A 4,443-nucleotide genomic window follows, 5' to 3' on the forward strand; every position below is an offset into this window, starting at 1 on the left:
CCATCGCCGGGCTCTCCGCCGAATACGACTCCTTCCTCGAGCGCTACGGCCGCATCAACTCCAAGAAGAACCTCGCCGTGTTCCCCTCCAAGGGGTTCACGGACCACTCGCTGGCCCTCAACCTCCTGAGCCTCGAGAAGGTTGATTCCAACGGCGAGGTGACCGGCAAGGCGGACATCCTCAAGAAGCGCCTCGTCACCCCCGAGGCGCCCACGCCCGAGCACGTCGGCAACCCCTCGGACGCCCTCGCCGTCACGATCGATGCGCGCGGCGGGGTCGATATGGACTTCCTCGCCGACCTCATGGAGACCGACGTGCGGACCGCGCTCGAGCGCCTGGGCGACCTCGTGGTCTCCGACCCCGACGACGCGACGCACGTAATGACCGCCGACGAGTACCTTTCCGGCGACGTGGGCGGCAAGCTCGAGCACGTCCGCGCGCTGCTGGACGCCGAGCGCGGGCGCGCGGAGCGCCAGACCCGTCAGGCCTGGAACGAACACCTCGGGTTCTCCGTCGATGCCGACGGCCTGCCCGACGACGCCCGCGACGCGCTCGCGCAGCTGCGCAAGACGCACCTATGGGAGAGCAGCCTGAACCCGACGACGTCGCGCTTCGCGGTAGACGGTTTCGCGCACTCCGAAGGCCTCGACCGCGGCGCCCGCCGGATCAACTGGGACTGCTGGCCGGCGCTCATCCCCCTCGCGCTCGAGGCATACGACGGTCCGCGCCCGATCGCCGTGCAAGACGGCGACGACCGCGCGTCGGTGTCCACCGGCAACCCGCTGATCGACCTGCTGGCCCGCAGCCTCGGCGACTTCTATTCGGGCCAGATCGACAAGGACGTCGCGAAGACGCCCGCGCACGCGATCAAGTACCTAGTCTGCGACAGCGGCCTTTCCGATGAGGAGCTGGGCGCCTTCTTCGCCGCGGGCGGCTCGGGCATCCTCAACAGGTCGGAGTATTTCGAGACCTTCCGCGCGGTCGCCGGCGTCGAGATCGAGCCGCCCGTCCGCTCGTCCTACGGGGAGGTCTCCGTGAGGGAGGCGCGTATCGAGAACGGCATGCGCCTGGCCCGCGCCCTCAGGGCGGCGCCCGATGCCGTCGAGTACCTGTACCGCATCGAGCGGAAGCAGCGCTCCGAGGACCGTGTCACGAAAGCCGATCTGCTCCGCCGCGACGGCCGCCCCTCCTACCTGGTCGACTACTATTCCGGCGAGCCGGCAAAGCTGTCCGACCTCGCCACCGAGGAGGGGCTGGAGCGCTTCCGCGAGTACAAGGCGCGCTTCATGGAGGCCGCCAAGCTCGCCGTCCCGCCCGTAGATCCGGACCGCGTCGCGGCCCTCGAGCGCCTGGAATCGCGCCTCGAGGCCGTGCAGCCGGTCAAGCTCGTGCCCGGGCAGATCGCCTGTCAGCTCGGAAGCTCCTGGGTCCCCGCGTCGGTGATCCGCGACTTCGCGCTCGAGACCTTCAAAATCGGCTACGGGCACGAGAGCCGGGTGCGCGGCAGCTACCGGACCGCCGCCCAGGCGCGCGGCCTCGAGGTCCGCTACTCCGAGGTCTCCGGCAGGTGGGGCGTCACGTCCGCCAGCGGCGGCATGGACGAGTCTGTCGCGAAGAAGTGGGGCGTGGGCTCCTACAACTGCTTCATGATCCTCACCGCCGCACTCAACGGCGGCCTCATCCAGATCGAGAAGGACAACCCCGACTACAACCCGGTCGCGGAAAAGTCCAAGAAGAAGATCCCCGACCCGGTGGCCACGGCCGCCGCCAACGCCAAGCGCCGAGAGCTCGAGGAGGCCTTCCGCGAGTGGGTCTGGAAGGACGAGGGCCGCGCGGCCATGCTCGCCGACATCTACAACCGAAAGCTCAACCGCGTCGCCCCGCGCGCGTACAGCGGCGACTACCTCTCGCTGCCGGGGATGTCGCCCGACATCCAGCTCAGGAAGCACCAGCGCGACGCGGTGGCGCGCATCATCCAGGACGGCGAGGGCACGCTGATCGCGCACACGGTCGGCGCCGGCAAGACATTCACCGGCATCGCCGCCATGCACGAGCTCAAGCGCCTGGGGCGAGCCCGCAAGCCGATGATCGTCGTGCCGAACAACCTCACCGGACAGTGGGCCGCCGACTACCTCAAGCTCTACCCCGACGCGAAGCTGCTCGTCCTCACCGACGCCGCGGCGAAAAGCCCGGACTCGGTGCGCCGGTTCTGGGGCCAGGCGGCATCGGGCGACTGGGACGCCGTCATCGTCGGATTCAGCCGCTTCGAGAAGCTGCAGATGTCCTACGAGGCGCAGAAGGCGGCGCTCACGGCGCGCATCGACGAGCTCGAGGAATCCAGGCTCATGGAGCTGGAGGACGGCGCCGGGGAGAAGGACTTCTCGGTCAAGCAGATCGAGGGCGTGCGCGACAAGTTCAAGAGCAAGCTCCAGTCGCTCGAGAAGCGAAACGCATCAAAGACGCTCGAGGGCGCGACGTTCGAGGAGGTCGGCTGCGACGCGATATTCGTCGACGAGGCCCACTACTTCAAGAACCTCGCGGTGTCGGGCGGCTCGGTGCCGGGCATGCAGACCAGCGACGCCGCCAAGTGCGAGGACCTTCTGATGAAGTGCGAATACCTGCGCGGCAACGGGCGCGGCAGCAACATCGTGTTCGCCACGGGCACGCCCGTCACGAACACGATGGCCGAGCTCTACAACATGCAGCGCTATCTCTCGCCGAGCCTGCTGGCCAGCCAGGGGGTCTCGAACTTCAGCGCGTGGGCCAAGACCTTCGGCGAGGTCACCGAGACACTGGAGCCGAAGCCCGAGGGCGGCGGCCTGGACATCAAACGCCGCTTCGCCAGGTTCCAGAACCTCCCCGAGCTCATGAGCTCGTTCCACTGCTACAGCGACATCATGACCGCAGACGACCTCGACCTCGACCTCCCCGAGCTCGAGAGCCACGCGGTCGCGGTGCCCGCGACGCCCGAACAGCTCGCCGAGGTCGAGGCGCTGGTGAAGCGCGGCGAGAAGGTCCATGCCGGTTGCGACCCGAGCGTGGACAACATGCTCAAGATCACCGGCGACGGCAGGAAGGTCGCGCTCGACCCGAAGCTGCTCTACCTCGAGGACGACCCCGACATGGAGCCGCTTTCCGGCGGCAAGGTCGACGCATGCGTGCAGAACATCCTCGACATCCGCGAGCGCACCGAGGCCGAGCGCGGCGCCCAGCTCGTGTTCGTGGACTCCTCCACGCCCGCCTCCGGGCGCTGGAACATCCAGGACGACGTGCGCCGCCGCCTCATCGAGGCCGGCGTCCCCGAGTCCGAGATCGCCTGCGTGACCGACGCCAAGGGCAAGTCGAAGCAGAAGGAGGCGCTGTACGAGAAGGTGCGCGACGGCGACATCCGCATCCTGCTGGGCTCGACCACGACGCTCGGCACCGGAACGAACGTTCAGACGCGCCTCGCCGCGATCCACGACCTCGACTGCCCGTGGCGACCGTCCGACCTCGAGCAGCGATTGGGGCGCATCGTGCGCCAGGGCAACGGCTTCGACCGCGTCCACGATTTCCGCTACGTTTCGACCGGCACGTTCGACAGCTACCTCTACTCCATCGTCGAGCGCAAGCAGCGCTTCATCAGCCAGGTCTTCACGAACAAGTCGCCCGTGCGCACCATGGACGACCTGGACGAGACCGTGCTGTCGCTCGCGCAGATGAAGCAGATCGCCGAGGGCGACCCCACCGTGGCCGAGCGCATGGACGTCGAGAACAAGATCGGCCAGCTCAAGCTCATGAGGGAGTCCCATCTGGAGGGCCTTGCCGACGTCCAGCACAAGATCGAGACGCAGTACCGCCCGCTGGTCGATGCACTTGCCGCCGAACGGGACATGCTCGCCGACGACCAGATCCCGTTCTCCGAGGCCGACCTGGTCCGCCAGCAGACGCTCGGCTCCAAGGACAGCTTCCTCACCGTCGGCGGAGTGCACATCGCCGACAAGGAGGAGGCCATCCGGGCCCTGCGCCGCGCCGCCTACGACGTCCGACCCGGCTGCCAGGAGACCATCGGGACCTACCGCGGCCTGTCGGTCGTGTGCCGCCGCCAGCACGTCCTCGACGACGACTGGCTGCCCTATATCGGCCTCGCGGTCGATCCCGCCAAACACGTGCACATGTCGGAGAGGGTCTTCCCCTCCGGAGAGAAAGGAGCGTTCACCGTGCTCACCCAGATGGACCGAATCATCGCCAAGGACGCGAAGGGCCCCGCCGAGATCGAGCTGAAGCTGGGGACCGCCCAGCGCGCGCTCGCCGACGCCCAGAAGGCGGCCAAGGAGCCGTTCCCCAAGCAGGCCGAGCTCGACGAGCTCGAGGCCGCCGCGATCGAGGTGGGCGTCGAGGAGGAGCGCGCGACCGAGCGCGAGCACGAGCGCGCCGCCAGGGCCTCATCTGCGAGGACTCCGC

At 68.3% G+C, this 4,443-nt stretch carries 1 protein-coding gene; it reads left to right on the plus strand.

Annotated features, from left to right (window positions below; translation table 11 throughout):
* On the plus strand, window positions 1-4,443 hold a 4,443-nt coding region (locus GPA_RS18365; protein ID WP_041239642.1), incomplete at both ends, for a DEAD/DEAH box helicase family protein.

The sequence above is a fragment of the Gordonibacter pamelaeae 7-10-1-b genome (assembly GCF_000210055.1).
Taxonomy (GTDB): domain Bacteria; phylum Actinomycetota; class Coriobacteriia; order Coriobacteriales; family Eggerthellaceae; genus Gordonibacter; species Gordonibacter pamelaeae.